The sequence below is a fragment of the Desulfobacula phenolica genome (assembly GCF_900105645.1).
GTDB classification, from domain to species: Bacteria; Desulfobacterota; Desulfobacteria; order Desulfobacterales; family Desulfobacteraceae; genus Desulfobacula; species Desulfobacula toluolica.
In genome coordinates this window covers 158,490-173,742 of sequence record NZ_FNLL01000005.1, presented here as the reverse complement: position 1 = coordinate 173,742, position 15,253 = coordinate 158,490, and the positions used below count along the sequence as shown (strand labels likewise).

Sequence of the window (15,253 nt, the reverse complement as noted above, 5' to 3'; positions counted from 1 at the left end):
ACCCTCAGGTTATGAAAAAAAGATTTTTTGTAGGCTTTTTTGTGCTGTTTTTAATCCTGCTGTCAGGTGTGGGTGAAGCGTTTGTGCCTCAAACGCCTCACCTGCTGAATCTGGTTGTAAAAAAGATCAAACAGCCGGTCGGCATTGAAGTTTATCAGAACAAAAAGATTTTAAATTACAAAGACACGCAAAAAGGTGTTCAGCAATTAAAAGAACGGCTGATTTATCGATACCCCAACCGGTTCAGATCTGAAATTATTTCAGATGCCATGACAAGTTTCAGTGTTGAATCTGATTTTGAATGTATCAAAGTGATGAATGGGGTTATCATTTCCAATGATAAACCGCTGCTTGATATGTATACGGATATTCTGCTTTACCGGAACCATGAAACTCTTTTAAAACAGCTTGTTCTGGCAGGAATTGATATAGATAAAGTATCTTTTCAAAGATTTAATGATACCGTTTGCTATGTCATTGGCCGACCCTTGACAAAAGGTGAACCCTTTGCCGGACTCTGGATAGAAAAAGAATCTTTTTTGCCCGTACAATATGTGGTTGAAAAAAATGGCTGGCTGGTTGAGTTTTTTTATAGTAATTGGCAGCAGGTCAGCAAAACCTGGTATCCAAAGCAGGTTTATATTTTTTTGGACAATCAATTGTTTGCAACGATTGAGGTGAACGAGATTGATTTGAAATCAAATTTTTCTCTTTCTTTGTTTGATATTGATCATATTAAGCGTTTATATCCAAAAAATGAGCCTGATTCGTTGGATGAGAATTCCAGACAGGTTGACGATCTTGACAGGCGCATAGAGAATTTTAAAAAACTATATGAATAACTGCCATAGGCAGGCTTGGCCTTTTTTTACAACAATCTGGTCATTCGGGTTTGGCCACAAAAAAGCATGAAAGTCTATGTTTGGTTTGCAAAGACTTTTATATGAAATATTTTAAACAAGCGAGGAATAATGGCTAAGAACACCAAGTATATTTTTGTTACCGGAGGCGTATTGTCATCTTTAGGCAAAGGACTCGCATCCGCTGCCATAGGAATGCTGCTTGAAAGCCGCGGCCTGACGGTTACCATTCAAAAACTTGATCCCTATATAAATGTTGATCCCGGAACGATGAATCCGTTCCAGCATGGTGAAGTATTTGTAACTGATGATGGAGCGGAAACAGATCTTGATTTGGGCCATTATGAGCGGTTTACCAATGCAAAATTGGGTAAGAATAATAATTTTACCACCGGCAAAATTTATGATCAGGTAATTACCAAGGAGCGCAAGGGGGAATATCTTGGCGGCACGGTGCAGGTCATCCCCCATATTACCGATGAGATCAAGCAGAGCATCTGTCTGGTATCTGATGATGCAGATGTTGTGATTGTTGAGATCGGCGGCACCATTGGGGATATTGAATCTTTGCCTTTTCTGGAGGCTATCCGGCAGTTTAAGGCGGATGCAGGAGCATCCAATGTTATTTATATTCATCTGACCCTTGTCCCTTATATTAAAACTGCTTGCGAAGTGAAAACAAAACCCACGCAGCACAGCGTTAAAGAACTTCGAAGTATTGGCATTCAGCCGGATATTCTTCTTTGCAGAACCGAAAGCTATCTGTCCCGGGAAATTAAAGCCAAGATCGCACTTTTTTGTAATGTGGATACTGATGCGGTTTTTACGGCAAAGGATGTGGACTGTATTTATGAAGTCCCGCTGGTCTATAATAAGGAAGGGCTTGGTGATACAATATTAAAGAAACTGAACATCTGGGCCAGGGCACCGCAGTTGGATGAATGGCGGGAAATGGTTGAAAGACTTAAAAATCCGAGATTTTCAGTTAATATCGCTATTGTTGGCAAATATGTTGATTTGACGGAAAGTTATAAAAGTCTCAACGAAGCACTTGCCCACGGCGGAATATCAAATGATGCCAGGGTTAATCTTCAATATGTCGATTCTACAACACTTACGGAAGCCAACGTTGTTCAAATTCTTTCCGCAAGCGACGGGGTTCTTGTACCGGGCGGATTTGGCACAAGAGGGATTGAAGGCAAGATTTTAGCGGCAAAATACGCAAGAGAGAATAAGGTGCCCTATTTTGGGATTTGTCTGGGGATGCACATGGCAGTTATTGAAATCGCAAGGAATCTGCTGAATCTTGAAGATGCCAATGGTGAAGAGTTTGATCCTTATACTCCTTATCCTGTGATTTACCTTATGAAAGAATGGTATGACGAGCATACAAAGCAGATTGAAAAACGTGATGAAAAGTCTGATAAAGGCGGCACAATGCGTCTTGGAGCATATCCTTGTAAGCTGGTTCCAGAGACGTTTGCAATGGCAGCCTATAAACAAGAGGAAATTTTTGAGCGTCACCGTCATCGTTATGAGTTTAACAATGAATATAAAGACCGACTGATAGATGAGGCAGGGCTTGTCATAAGCGGCACTTCGCCTGATCATGAATTGGTTGAGATTGTTGAACTTAAAGATCATCCTTGGTATCTTGGGTGTCAGTTTCATCCGGAATTCAAATCAAAACCCGGAAATCCGCATCCATTATTCAGGGATTTTATCAAAGCATCATTGAAAAATGCTAAAAAGCAAGTCATGATTAAAAAATAAACAATGATCAACACGTAGATTATGATAAGAAGAGCAATACTGCATTCCGGTTTTGTTTTTCTTATCATTGTGGCGAACTGATTGGGCATTAATCAGAATAAATTCAGTGCAGGTTTGTTTCTGATATTATAATTTTTTTTGTTTGATTTGAAGCGGCTTCATGATGTCGGGAAATCAGATTGAATATGGTATCTATAACAAAATTAATCCGGCAATCACGATCAGCAGTAAAATAATTACAACAGCAATTCCTATTAAAGCGGGTGGGATGGATGTTTTCGGAATGATGCCACATTTTGGACATTTTTCTGTCAAGCTATTCAATTTTTCGCCACAATTATGGCAGATCTTTATTTTCATGAGTTGCCCCTTCATTTATAAATCTCTAAAAATAATTGATATTCTCAATAATACCCTCTATAAATAATCAAAGCTTGTATCAAGCAAGGTATAATTTATAAAAAAAAAGGCTTGGTTACAAGCAAAGAGATATTATTGTTTATAAAAACAGGATTTTTCAAATGAAATCACACGTCACGATTCACTGTAAAAATATTCAACTCGAGAGCATTTTGCAAGAAAAAGATAATCAAAGGGCTGTCATTATCTGTCATCCTCATCCGCTTTATGGCGGGAATATGGATAATCCTGTGGTGATGACCATTGCTGAATCTTTTTTTGAAAAAGGATTTACAACTCTTAGATTTAACTTCAGGGGAACCTGTAACAGCACAGGTATGTTTGATGATGGAAACGGGGAGCAGGAGGATGTAAAGGCTGTCATGTCCTGGCTGAATGAACAGGGTTACAAAAAGATTTCTCTTGCAGGATATTCTTTTGGAGCAAGAATGAATGCCCTGGTGGTTTCAAAAGGATGTGAAATTGAAGACCATGTTATGGTATCGCCGCCTGTTGGATTTATGAGCTTTGATGATATTGAAAAAATGCCTTCTACCGGCTTGATTGTGACCGGTAGCAATGATGAAATCGCGCCTTCAGACCTGGTTCAAGATCATATCCATCGTTGGCGGATTGCCCCGAGTTATCAGATTGTTGAAGATTGTGACCATTTTTATTCGGGCTGCCTGGGTAAGCTTAAAATCGTTTTAACAGATTATTTGTTTGAAAAGTAACTATTATTTGTGATGGTTTTGTTTTTGTATAACTGCCACGGGCATACCTGGTCTTTCGCCTTGGTTTGCCCACAACAAAGATTGAAAATCGCTGTTTGGATTTTTGAAAACTTTCATATAAAACATGCATGGCATATTTGTCTGCCACAACAAAAAAAGAAACTTTTATTATTACAGTATGTTGGGCGAAGTTTTGTATGAATGAAGCGCTAAAGGGTTCTTTTTGTCAAAGTTCATTTAGGGCTTATTATGTTCTGTATTTTAAGAAAGGAGTATATTAATGAAGGTAAATTTTAGAATTGAAGGGATCCCGGCTCTTTATAAACTGATGAAAAAACGGAAAAAGCTGGATTTTGTTTTTAATGGGAATACATTGCGGGATCTGGTCAATGGTCTGGTAAGTAAATTTGGCCCTAGCGTCAAAACAATTCTATTAGACAAAAAGGATGAAGTAGATATTGAATACCGGGTAGCTGTCAACATGATCAAACATCTTCCCTATGGCGAGAGGATGGATGAGGTATTAAATGAAGGCGATGTCGTTCATATTATGACCGTTGGCTGAGGATAGGAAACAGCAGTCGGTCTGACTGCAAAAATATCCATGCCGTTTGGCGTATGTTGCGGGGTATAGATGAAATATGTTGCCGGAAAACGTCAAGCGGTAAAAATCAAGCGGTAAATACCGGGCGATTAAAAATTTGAGCGGTTTTAATTTGTTTGGGGTACTGTCGAATATCTGCCTGACAATTCGTTATGAAAAAATTTTATAAGTCGTATCGGTATTTAAATCCCAGAAAGGGATGAATACCGGTTCGATACCAGCCATTTTCTATTTGTAATCAATGAATCCACAATCAATTTAAGCCTTTGTAAACAGATAATATAATAAAATTTTGTTTTTGATTCCATGACGGTTTTTTTTGTTGATTTTTTAGGGCCATTTGTCATGGATTGAACGATTTTTTATGACAGGTTGTCAAGCTGTGCAATTCTGCAGAGCAAAAAATTTCAAACCAGTGAAAAATTAATCCCAATATATAAATCATTAACTATATATTGGATTGGTTGTTGTTTGTCTCAATAACATTGAAATTATTAAGATAAATAGGTGGTTGTATGAAAAAATGGATAACGAGGACAGTTGTGGTAGTGATATGAAAATGATGGATTTGGAATGTTTGGAGTTTGTCAAGAAAGTGGTCTGATTTGTTTGGGTGAACAGCAGAAATATTAAAATTAAAATAAGGCAAACCTCGTAAAAAGGCTTACAAAATAAGTTAAAATTAGGACATGTGCTTTCGATAGTTACAAGAAAATAAGAAATTTCCTTATAAAATTAAAATTAATGCTTGACAAAGATTTGTGGATTTGATTAATTGAAACAAAACGGAACATACAAATTGGTTTAGAGTCTGTTTTTTTAAATTTTAAGTTGAAGTGGTCATTTTTTTACAGAGTGTTATAAGTTATTAAACTAATATACAGAGGAGAACACCATGCCAATCAAAGAAAATACTTTAATTCTTGACGGTTACACATTAACACTTGAAGAACTTATGAAAGCCGGGACTGATCTGTCTATCAAAGTTGAGATTGATGATAAAAACTGGCCCAAGATTCGTGATTGCAGGGATTTGGTTGATAAATGGGCCAATGAAGAACGGTGTATCTATGGCGTAAATACAAGTTGTGGCGGTCTGGTTGACCATCTTCTGCCAAAAGAAAGAGATAACGATTTTCAGAAAAACCTTGTCAGGAGTGTCACCACACAGGTTGGCGAGCCCTTTGAGGATACGCTTGTCAGAAAGTTCATGATCGCCAGGGCAAACTCTCTTTGTCGCGGTTTCTCCGGTATTAAGGAAAAAAATCTGAGAATCTATCTGGATATGATTAACAATCACGTTTTCCCGGTTATCCCCAGAAAAGGATCTCTTGGAACCAGTGGTGATCTTGGTCCATTGGGTTGTATTGCAAGTGTTGCTTTTGGTGAATGGAAAGCAAAATATAATGGAAAAGTAATGCCGGGTAAGGAAGCAATGGAAGCGGCAGGTGTAGAGCTTATGTTCTTGAATGCCAAAGAAGGATTGTCTCTTATTAATGGTACTTCCGGGATGGTCGGTCTTGCCTGTACCGTTATTACTGAAGCCAAGAATACATTGAAAAACTCTGACATTATAGCCGCATTTGCCATTGAGACTCTAATGGGAAGAATCAATCCTTTTGATGTAAGAGTTCATGCACAAAAATATCATCCGGGTCAATATGCAACCGCCATGAATCTGACCAAGCTTTTGACCGGCAGTGATTTGGCCATTGATGAACAGGAGCTCTCTTTGACACTTCAGGCTGTACTCAAAAAACATGAAGGCATTGCCGTTGCGGATATCCCTGTTGAAGATGCCTACTCTATTCGTTGTACCCCTCAGTTTGTAGGTCCTACAAAAGAAGCTGTAGCCCATGCCGAGGAAGTCCTTTTAAGAGAGCTGAATTCCAGTAATGACAATCCTTTGATATTTACGGAATGGGATACTTTTATTCATAACGGACATTTTCATGGCCAGCCCATTTCATTTGCAATGGATTGCCTGGGAATCGCCATGATAAATTTGGGTGTTGTCAGTGACCGGAGAATTGACCGGTTTATGGATGAACATCACAGTACAGGTCTGCCTCCCTTCTTGTGTAAAGGAGATACCGGGGTTCGCATGGGGCTTATGGGCGGTCAGTTTATGACAACCTCTCTTGTGGCGGAAAACAGAACTCTTGCCATTCCGGCTTCCATTCAGTCTATCACATCGACGGCAGACTTTCAGGATATCGTCAGCTTTGGCCTGATTGCCGGAAGAAAAGCCAGGAAGATTGTTGAGAATACCAATCATATTCTCTCTTTTGAGTTGATGTGCGCTGCCCAGGCTGCGGATTTAAGAGGTATTGAAAAATTGAGTCCTGCCGGTAAAATTATGCATGCAGCGGTTCGAGAAACCCTTCCGTACCTGGATCATGACAAAGTTTATATTGATCATATGGAAGAACTCAAAGCCCGAATTGAATCAGGTGAGTTTGTAGAAAAAGTTGAAAAAGAAATTGGCGAACTATTGATTGTTCACGAAAAAGAATAATAAAATAACCCCCATCCCTTGATGGCAAAATAAAATATAAAAGTGGTGAGTGGGGAAAATTAAATACTGATTACTCAACATTCGCTACTTTTATATGACTGCAACGGGCAGACCTTGGCCATTTATTCTAAGATTGATCTCCTTGGTTTGCCTACAACAAAACATGAAAGTCGCTGTTTGGGTTTGAAGACTTCAATATAAAAATAACAAGGACAACGCCATGATTGAAGAGCAAATTGAAAAGAAAATTGAAGATGCATATAAGGAAAAATTTCCGGTTTCCAAGGAGCGTCATGAGCAACTGATCAATTATATTCCCGGTGGTGCTACCAGAAGCTTAAGTTATTTTAAACCCTATCCCATTCATATCGATTATGGCCAGGGAGCGTATGTCTATACTCATGAAGGGCATAAATTACTTGATGTCACCAATGCTTATGGAGCTATTGTTCATGGGCATGGTGATCCGGATGTTGTTCGGGCAGTTCGGGACGGCATTGCAAAGGGGTCTCAGTACTCCACTCCTACGGACGGGCAGTATAAGCTGGCAAAACTCTTATGTGAAAGGGTGCCTGGTTTTGATAAGGTAAGGTTTTTGAATTCAGGAACAGAAGCCACTTTGTTTGTCATGAGAACGGCAAGAGCTTATACCGGGAAAGACAAGATTCTGAAAATGATCGGTGGATTTCATGGAACCCATGACAGTGTGGCTGCATCAACAAAAAAGAATGTTATCACTGCCGGTATTCCCGAAGGAATGACAGAGGATATGCTGGAAGTGCCTTTTAACGATTTTGATGCTTTTGAAAATGCGGTTAAGGAAAATGCTGACCAACTTGCTGCTGTAATCATGGAGCCCTTCCTTGGTGCAGGTGGCGTAGTCCTGCCAAAGCCCGGTTATCTTGAACATGTAAGAAAAGTTACTTCGGATAATAACGTCCTGTTGATTTTTGATGAGATTTTTTCTTACAGGGTAAATACAGGCGGTTGCCAGAAACTTTTTGGCGTGATTCCGGATCTGACAACGGTTGGAAAAGTTGTGGGAGGCGGGCTTCCCATTGGTGTGTTTGGTGGTAAAGAAGAGATAATGAATATCTTTTGCCATGAAAACACGGAAAAGCCATTGTATCATTCAGGAACATTTAACGGGTATGAAACAGTTATGCAGGCCGGATATGCGGCTTTGTCCAAATATGATGAAGCTGCAGTGGCCTATGTAAATAAACTGGGGGATCAGTTTAAAAATGGTCTTTTGGAAAGTTTTAAAGCCAACAGATTAAATATTCAGGCTAACCAGATTGGCTCTTTGCTCAATATTCATTTTGTCAATGAACCCATAACAAATGCTGATCAGGTGTTAAAATCAGAAGAACAGCTCCATAGGCTGATGCATTTGTCTTTATTGAATAAAGGGATTTTTACAATTCCAAGGGGATTGTTTATTTTGTCCACTGCAATTACAGAAGAAGAGATTGATTTCCTGGTCAACAAGATAGATGAAACCCTGAAAGAATTGTTGCCTTTAATTGAAGAAAAATATAACCATTTACTTTTTTGATAGGTTTAATTTAAAAGATTTTCCAAAAAGAGGGAATAAATGGTTCTGGATAAAATTGACAAACAGATTTTGAATACACTTCAGGAAAATGGAAAAACAACAAATTCTAAATTGTCCAAGATTGTCGGGATTTCAGCCCCTGCAACCCTTGAAAGGGTAAAACGACTGGAGCTTGCAGGGGTGATCTCTCATTTTACGGCTGTACTTGATCCTGAAAAGATAGGGTTTTCAATTATGGCCATGGTGAACATCGGTTTAAGCTTGAGTAGCCTTTCTTCCGTGGCTGTTATAAAAGAAAAGTTTATTGCTCTGGATGAAGTGATTGAATGTTACCAGATTGCCGGTGCAAATGATTTTATTTTAAAGGTGATTGCAAAGGATATTAAAGCCTATGGGGAGTTTATGAATATGAAACTCACCCAGATAGAAGGGATTCAAGTGGTTAAATCTTCTTTTGTGATTGATAATGTAAAAGAAAAGAAACTGTTAGTGCTTGATTTGGATGAAGAATACACAGTGTAAAAAAACATAATTATAATTTTTTTCAACAGGAGGATTAAACAATATGGATAATAAATTAATAATTACCGCTGCGATTACCGGGTCTGTTCATATTCCAACCATGAGTGATTACCTTCCAATAACTCCTGACCAGATTGTGGAAGATGCCGTGAAAGCCCATGAGGCTGGTGCTGCCATTGCCCATATCCATGTGAGAAATCCTGAGAATGGTTTTCCGTCGGCCGACCCTGAACTGTTTATTGAAGTATGTTCAAAGATCAAGGCAAGGTGTGATTTGATACTGCTTCCCACAACTGGTGGCGGGATGAATCAGACCACGGAGGAGAAACTGATTCCAATAAAAAGGCTTGAGCCTGAAATGTGTTCTTTTGATCCTGCACCGTTTAACTTTGGTATCTTTCAAATCGCGGGTCGTTTCAAGGAATACAAATATGATTGGGAACCCGAATACTTGGAGCTGTGCAAGAATGTAACCTTCAGACCAACATTCAATGATGATATGATTTATGGTAAAACTTTCATGGAAATGGATACCAAACCTGAATTTGAGATTTATGAACTGGGGCATGTGTCATATGTCAAATGGCTTCTTGAAGAAAATCTGACAAAAGGCCCGGTTCATCTTCAGTTTGTGTTTGGTCCCATGGTCGGATGGATGACGCCGTCGGTCAAACACTTGGTTTTGATTTATGATGAGGCAAAGGAAGTGCTTGGCGAAGGAAATTTCACATGGTCGGTGGCAGCCGGTGGACGGTTCCAGATTCCCATTACCACTACTGCCATGGCAATGGGGGCACAAAATGTCAGGGTCGGGCTTGAAGATTCTGTTTATGCCGGCAAGGGAATTATGGCAAAGGCCAGTGCAGATCAGGTTAACATGATAAAACGGATTGCAAAGGAAATGAGTCTTGAGCCTGCAACTTCTGAAGAGACAAGACAGATTCTTGGTTTGAAAGGGCTTGATAAGGTTAATTTTTAGATTTATGATATACCGATTTGAGTGATACAGAAGACCTTTGAATAACATCCTTTTTTTGAAATATAAATTGTAAACTGTTTGTTTTTATAAGAAAGTCTTTAAAAATCTAAACGGTGACTTTCAAATTTTGTTGTGGGCAAATCCGAGCGAAAGAATAGGTCTGCCCGTGGCAGTTTATAGGAAGTGTCATTATTCGAAGGTCTCTGAAAATTTTAATAAGGAGAGATGAGGTTAGTAGGATACCATTAACGAAAATTAAGGAGAATACTGTTGAATTACTCAAGTTATGCTTCAATTCATGCCCGGCATATTCCAGAAAAAGTTTGCCTGATTGAAAGAACCCCGGAAACGGGAGAAAGGAGATCTTTTACCTGGAAAGAATTTAATGAAGAGATTAATCGAACAGCAAATTTTTTGGCAAATGAGTTGGGTGTAAAGCATGGAGACTTTGTAATGCACCTTCAGAATAATTCCCTTGAATGGGTTTTGACATATTATGCAATTATTCGGTTGGGTGCGGTTGTTGTTCCACTCAATTTCCGTTTTGAAGGTCCTGATGTCCTCTATGCAGCCGAAGTATGCAATCCGGATGTTTTTATCCTCGGATCTGAATTTTTAAGGGTTGTTCAACCCATTCAAAAAGATCTTACCACCATTAAAAAATATATTTGTATTGGCGATGATGTACCCGACGATATGATCAATTTTAAAGCCGTGCAGAATTATGAAGATACATCGGATGCATCGGTTGAAGTTGAAAGGGATCATTCACTGGCCATGATGTTTACGTCTGGCACAACAGGAAAGCCCAAGCCTGTTTTGCATACTCATTTTTCTTTGAACAGCATAGCCGTTAGCAATGGAATGACATATTTTGTTCAAAAAGATGATAATTACCTGATTTTTCTCCCGCTGTATCATTCCGGTACTATGTTTTTGTGGGCCCCGTTTTATGCCACAGGCGCAACAGGAACCATTGTAAAAGATTTGAAAAATCCCAAATCCATCATTGAAGCAATTGCTGCAGAAAAATGTACAGACACTCTCTTTGTTGTTCCCATTGGTATTGCCATTCTTAATGCAATTGAAAATGGTGAGTTAAATCTGGATGACTATGATCTTTCATCATGGAAGTATATGGAAATAGGCGCACAGCCGGTACCCTATGATACCATGAAGCTGGTGGTGGAAAAACTGCCGTGTAGAGTATCCAATATCTATGGTATCACAGAGGGTGGCGGTGGAGGCAGCTTTAATCTCTATCCGGAAGATGTTCTTGAAAAACCGGGTTCCATTGGAAAACCAACCTTTGGTGTTGAAGCTAAAATTGTTGGTCCCACAGGAGAGGAACTTCCGGACGGATCTGTGGGTGAGTTGGTGTTCAGGACACCCAGAATGATGCGGGAATATTATTCGAATCCTGAAAAAACGATAGAAACCCTGAAAGATGGTTGGCTTTATACAGGAGATCTATTAAGGAAAGACAAAGACGGTTATTTTTATATTGTTGATCGAATGAAAGATATGATTACCAGTGGTGGTGAAAATATTTTTCCGGTTGAAATTGAAGATGCACTGATGGATCATCCTGATATAGATGATGTCGCATGTATCGGATATCCGGATGACCGACTGGTGGAAATCGTTCTTGCGGTTGTTCAACCCAAAGAAGGCAAACATTTGACTGAAGAAGATGTTATTGAATTTGCAAAATCAAAAATATCTCTTTACAAGGTGCCGCGTAAGGTTCTTTTTGATCATGTTCCTCGAAATCCAACAGGAAAACTCATGAAACCACAACTTAGGGAAAAATTTACAGGTCGTAAGGAGGCGTTTAAACAACTTGTTTAAATAAAACTTTTCATTGGGCTTGACTTATTGTTGAAGTATGACGTAGAGTAAAACCCATTGACCATTCTAGTAAAGTGCAAAATAGTTAAAGTAAAAATTAGTTGGATTCCAAAAGTTGAAACAGGTGCAAGACTTTTTAAGTCTTGCACCACAAATTATAAATTTAAATTTTTAGGAAAGGAACTAGTATGAAGCTTGGCAAATGTTTAGTATTACTGCTTGTTTTGTTTGTTGGATCATTTATCGTTACGTCTTCTGTTTTTGCAAAAAAAGAAAGTTCGCTTGATAAATGGAAACCTAATTTTGATCCCAAAGGAGCAAAATACAAATGCATTATTTCAAATGTTTCAACGCCAGCTCTGGTCGGGACATATGCCGGTTTTGAGATCAGGGATGAACTTTGGAAAAGAACAAATGGTCAGATCTATGTTGATTTTAAACCCCTATCAATTCTTGGTGGTGAAGTAGAGGTTTTAAACATGCTTCAGATGGGTGCTGTTCAAGGTATGGGGGTCAGTTCTGTTGCTTCTACCAACCTTGGACCACGTTTTGGAATGGTGAATTTGCCTTTTCTTATCGACTCGTTTGAAAAATTAGATAAATTCATTGCCAACAAGAAATTGTTTGATCATTTCTTGAATGCCATGGATCATCAAGGAATTACAGGTCTTGATATCACCGGTTATGGAAATTACGGATGGGCAACCACTGAGCCGGTTCAAACCATTGCAGCTGCAAAAAAAATTAAATTCAGGACTGCCGAGGCTGCCGTGAACCAGTTGAGTTATCGAAACTGGGGGTTTAATCCTGTTTCCATGCCATGGCCTGATGTTCAGATTGCTTTAAAACAAGGCGTTATAACAGGTTTGGATCATACCCCCGCAGTGTGCAACCTGACAAAAAAATTTGAAGTGGCAAAGAATTTTACGCAATTAAATTATGCCCAGGGACTGTTTATCTGGATTTTTAATAAAGCTTGGCTTGCAAGGCTTCCCAAGGATTTGAGAGAAACCTTTGTTGCCACTGTTCATGATGTGTGTGCTGAAAACAGGAAAAGAACAGCAAAATGGGAAATGGAAAATATTGAATCCGCAAAAGCAAACGGGGTTGAATTTTTCAAGTTGTCTGAAGCGGAAATGAAAATACTCAAAGAGCAGAGCGATGGGGCTTATAACAGGTATGCACCGGAAATTAACCAGCTCTATCCCGGAGATACCTATAAACCTGTGAATTTCTTAAAAGAAGTTCAGGATTTCTTGCAATAAATAACACTGGATTTTCATTCTAATTATACAGGAATTAGGTTTATGCTTGGGAAAACTTTAAAAAAATTAGACACTATTTTTACAAATGTTGAAGAGTGGACACTTTTTATTATTGTTATGGCGGCATTAATGTCACTTTTTGCCAATGTTGTTTTGAGATACGGATTCAATTATACCCTTGCCTGGAGTGAGGAACTGGTTCGTATCGTGATGATTTATTCAACCTTTGTCGGGGCCAGTGTGGCTGTTAAACAGCGGGCAATGATCCGGATAGATGCTGTTGTCCAGATTTTCCCAAAGCTTAAACCGGGCCTGACACTTTATACCAACTTGTTGATGCTTATTTTTGCATGGATGATGGTATTCTATGGTTATAGAATGACTCATTTGCAGTTATTAACCCATCAGAAAACCATCATCATGCAGATTCCTCTTGTCATTGTTTATGCCATAATGCCTGTAATGGGCGTTATGATATTTATCCGGACGATTCAGGTGATTATTCAAGATATAAGATCTAAATAACGCTACGGGCAGACCGGGCCATTTTATGCTATGATTTGGTCTTCTTAGGTTTGCCCACAACAAAATATGAAAGTCGCTGTTTGGATTTTTGAAAACTTTCATATAAACTGCCATGGCAGATTGATCTGCCACAATAAAAAAATGAAAGAGATCTGATTCCAAGAGGTTAGAAGTTCTTTCATATAAAAAATCAGATCTAAACAGAAAAGGACCATCATGCAGATCAGTGATTTGATTATTTTATGTATTCTTCTAGGTTGTATGACAACCTATGTACCGGTTTTTTTATGCCTGTTTTTTACGGCAACCATAGGTTTTGTTGTTTTCCTGGATATGCCCCTGGCTCTTTTGGCACAAACGCTTTTCAGAAGTCTTGATAATTTCTCATTGGTGGTTGTGCTGTTTTTTATTCTTTGCGGCAACATCATGAGTAAGGGAAAGACCGTTGAAAAATTGATCAATCTGGCCAATGCACTGGTCAGCTGGTTGCCGGGAGGACTGGGAATGGCGGGTGTTATCGGTTGTGGTCTGTTTGGTGCCATTTCGGGCTCTACAGTTGCCACGGTGGTGGCACTGGGTGGGTTCATGATCCCGGCCCTTATCAGAAACGGCTATGATGAGGATTATACACTGGGGCTTATGACTACCTCACCGAATTTAGGGGTTATTATTCCTCCGAGTATCAGTATGATCTTTTATTCAATGATCAGCAACGTATCCTTAGAGGGACTATTTATTACAGGGTTTGTTCCCGGTGTTCTCATCATCGGATGTGTATGTCTTTATACCTGGCTAAAGTATAGAAATAGAACAGATATCAACAGATTGCCTGCTCCGGATTTTATGCAGCTTTTTTCCATTTTTAAGGAAGGCTTCTGGGCATTCATGCTGATTGTCATTATTTTCGGCGGTATTTTTTCCGGTATGTTCACTGCCAATGAAGCTGCTGTCGTTGCCAGTGTATATGCATTTTTTGTTGAACTGTTTATTTACAAGTCTATAGATTTTAAAGATGTAAAAGAGATAACAGTCAGCTCTGCCGTAACAAGTGCAACTTTGTTGTTGATTGTTGCATCTGCAACCTGTTTTGGAAGATATCTGACGTTTGAAAATATTCCCAACAGGGTGGCGGAAGTTGTGGTGGCAAGCATTCAGTCACCATTTGTCTTTTTGATGGCCATGAATGTATTGTTGCTGATGATCGGCATGTTCATGGATATTATTTCCGCCACGTTGATTTTGGGTCCGGTCTTTCTTCCCCTGCTGGGGCCGTTCAATGTAGATCCTATGCATTTCGGGCTTATTATGACCGTAAATCTTGCCATTGGATACTGTACTCCGCCTATGGGGGTGAGTTTGTTTATTACGGGTTCGCTGGCGAAAAGGGATATTATTTATGTTTCAAGGGCTGTAATGCCGTTTCTGGCTATCCAGATTGGGGTTCTTTTCTTTCTAACGTATTTTCCTGAAGTTGTTCTTTTTCTGCCCAGGTTCTTTGGATATTTATAAAAACAGCTAAAAAGTCAGGTCCTTTGCCTGACAAATAAAAAAGCCGGTATTCATGAAGAAGTTTTCTTATGAATACCGGCTTTTGCTTGTTCTGTAAGACTTATGGTGATGTATGACGGATCTGACCTTGGATTTAGTGACCCCTTAAATTGAGAC

At 39.1% G+C, this 15,253-nt stretch carries 13 protein-coding genes; 12 read left to right on the top strand and 1 reads right to left on the bottom strand.

From position 1 onward, the window contains the following. Positions 1-11 precede the first annotated feature (11 nt). Positions 12-842: a hypothetical protein gene (locus BLT94_RS09770; protein WP_092233406.1), complete on the top strand. Its 831-nt coding sequence runs from the start codon at positions 12-14 to the stop codon at positions 840-842. Positions 843-971: 129 nt separating this feature from the next. Further along, positions 972-2,633, top strand: a complete 1,662-nt coding sequence (locus BLT94_RS09765; RefSeq protein WP_092233403.1) for a CTP synthase — start codon at positions 972-974, stop codon at positions 2,631-2,633. Between the two features lie 192 nt (positions 2,634-2,825). Here the strand turns inward: BLT94_RS09765 and BLT94_RS21985 are convergent, their stop codons facing one another. Next, on the bottom strand, positions 2,826-2,993 hold the full coding sequence (locus BLT94_RS21985; protein ID WP_158406093.1) for a hypothetical protein: 168 nt from the start codon (positions 2,991-2,993) through the stop codon (positions 2,826-2,828). 161 nt (positions 2,994-3,154) lie between these two features. On the opposite strand from BLT94_RS21985, the gene BLT94_RS09755 reads away from it, so the two are divergent. The 10 genes from BLT94_RS09755 to BLT94_RS09710 all read left to right on the top strand — a co-directional run bounded on the left by BLT94_RS09755 (position 3,155) and on the right by BLT94_RS09710 (position 15,097). Then, positions 3,155-3,766, top strand: a complete 612-nt coding sequence (locus BLT94_RS09755; RefSeq protein ID WP_092233400.1) for an alpha/beta hydrolase — start codon at positions 3,155-3,157, stop codon at positions 3,764-3,766. Positions 3,767-4,046: 280 nt separating this feature from the next. After that, positions 4,047-4,331 carry a hypothetical protein gene (locus BLT94_RS09750; protein ID WP_092233397.1) on the top strand — a complete coding sequence of 95 codons (285 nt, stop codon included), beginning with the start codon at positions 4,047-4,049 and terminating at the stop codon, positions 4,329-4,331. A 934-nt stretch (positions 4,332-5,265) separates the two neighbouring features. Continuing rightward, a complete protein-coding gene (locus BLT94_RS09745) occupies positions 5,266-6,888 on the top strand; it encodes an aromatic amino acid lyase (protein WP_092233394.1) in 1,623 nt (540 codons plus the stop codon). A 220-nt stretch (positions 6,889-7,108) separates the two neighbouring features. Next, positions 7,109-8,446: an aspartate aminotransferase family protein gene (locus BLT94_RS09740; RefSeq protein ID WP_092233393.1), complete on the top strand. Its 1,338-nt coding sequence runs from the start codon at positions 7,109-7,111 to the stop codon at positions 8,444-8,446. Positions 8,447-8,485: 39 nt separating this feature from the next. Beyond that, on the top strand, positions 8,486-8,968 hold the full coding sequence (locus BLT94_RS09735) for an Lrp/AsnC family transcriptional regulator (protein WP_092233390.1): 483 nt from the start codon (positions 8,486-8,488) through the stop codon (positions 8,966-8,968). 43 nt (positions 8,969-9,011) lie between these two features. Then, the gene (locus BLT94_RS09730; protein ID WP_092233387.1) at positions 9,012-9,947 is read left to right on the top strand and encodes a BKACE family enzyme; all 936 of its coding nucleotides are present in this window, start codon (positions 9,012-9,014) and stop codon (positions 9,945-9,947) included. Between the two features lie 270 nt (positions 9,948-10,217). Continuing rightward, positions 10,218-11,798 (top strand): class I adenylate-forming enzyme family protein, encoded by a 1,581-nt coding sequence (locus tag BLT94_RS09725; protein ID WP_092233384.1) that lies wholly within the window; start codon positions 10,218-10,220, stop codon positions 11,796-11,798. Positions 11,799-11,986: 188 nt separating this feature from the next. Next, the gene (locus BLT94_RS09720) at positions 11,987-13,063 is read left to right on the top strand and encodes a TRAP transporter substrate-binding protein (RefSeq protein ID WP_092233380.1); all 1,077 of its coding nucleotides are present in this window, start codon (positions 11,987-11,989) and stop codon (positions 13,061-13,063) included. A gap of 42 nt (positions 13,064-13,105) precedes the next feature. Then, complete coding sequence (locus BLT94_RS09715; RefSeq protein ID WP_092233377.1) at positions 13,106-13,588, top strand: TRAP transporter small permease; 483 nt, start codon at positions 13,106-13,108, stop codon at positions 13,586-13,588. A 216-nt stretch (positions 13,589-13,804) separates the two neighbouring features. Then, positions 13,805-15,097 carry a TRAP transporter large permease gene (locus BLT94_RS09710; protein WP_092233374.1) on the top strand — a complete coding sequence of 431 codons (1,293 nt, stop codon included), beginning with the start codon at positions 13,805-13,807 and terminating at the stop codon, positions 15,095-15,097. Positions 15,098-15,253 lie beyond the last annotated feature (156 nt).

Bases quoted from the DNA above. Each gene is read 5' to 3' on its own strand.
- BLT94_RS09745 (WP_092233394.1), top strand. From the start codon at position 5,266: ATGCCAATCAAAGAAAATACTTTAATTCTTGACGGTTACACATTAACA.
- BLT94_RS09765 (WP_092233403.1), top strand. From the start codon at position 972: ATGGCTAAGAACACCAAGTATATTTTTGTTACCGGAGGCGTATTGTCA.
- BLT94_RS21985 (WP_158406093.1), bottom strand. From the start codon at position 2,993: ATGAAAATAAAGATCTGCCATAATTGTGGCGAAAAATTGAATAGCTTG.
- BLT94_RS09715 (WP_092233377.1), top strand. From the start codon at position 13,106: ATGCTTGGGAAAACTTTAAAAAAATTAGACACTATTTTTACAAATGTT.
- BLT94_RS09755 (WP_092233400.1), top strand. From the start codon at position 3,155: ATGAAATCACACGTCACGATTCACTGTAAAAATATTCAACTCGAGAGC.
- BLT94_RS09730 (WP_092233387.1), top strand. From the start codon at position 9,012: ATGGATAATAAATTAATAATTACCGCTGCGATTACCGGGTCTGTTCAT.
- BLT94_RS09740 (WP_092233393.1), top strand. From the start codon at position 7,109: ATGATTGAAGAGCAAATTGAAAAGAAAATTGAAGATGCATATAAGGAA.
- BLT94_RS09750 (WP_092233397.1), top strand. From the start codon at position 4,047: ATGAAGGTAAATTTTAGAATTGAAGGGATCCCGGCTCTTTATAAACTG.
- BLT94_RS09770 (WP_092233406.1), top strand. From the start codon at position 12: ATGAAAAAAAGATTTTTTGTAGGCTTTTTTGTGCTGTTTTTAATCCTG.
- BLT94_RS09720 (WP_092233380.1), top strand. From the start codon at position 11,987: ATGAAGCTTGGCAAATGTTTAGTATTACTGCTTGTTTTGTTTGTTGGA.
- BLT94_RS09710 (WP_092233374.1), top strand. From the start codon at position 13,805: ATGCAGATCAGTGATTTGATTATTTTATGTATTCTTCTAGGTTGTATG.
- BLT94_RS09735 (WP_092233390.1), top strand. From the start codon at position 8,486: ATGGTTCTGGATAAAATTGACAAACAGATTTTGAATACACTTCAGGAA.